General features: G+C 34.5%; 1 pseudogene. It reads right to left on the reverse strand.

The window, feature by feature from the left end:
• Positions 1-221, reverse strand: a pseudogene (locus tag ACFIK8_RS12360) (XRE family transcriptional regulator); the annotation flags it as partial.
• Positions 222-287 lie beyond the last annotated feature (66 nt).

Below are 287 nucleotides of genomic sequence, written 5' to 3' on the forward strand. Positions count from 1 at the left end.
GGGCCATCTCCTTCTCCAGTTAATAACCATCCCTCAGTAATTCTAAATGCTTTTGCGTATTTTTTAGATGCGCGTGATATTCCTCTAAGTCCTTGCTCATGTTGTATATAGCTAGAGTAATTCCATCCAAAATATCTAGCTGCTTCTTTAGCGCTTCTAAAACCACGTACTAAACAGGCTTTCATCAATCTAGAGGATTGGTCTGTTATTTTATCGAGCATTTTTATCTCCTATATATACTCATAATGCATACTTAATTTCATGAATGAGATAAATGTAAAACAATT

The sequence above is a fragment of the Bartonella sp. MR168JLCBS genome (assembly GCF_042194175.1).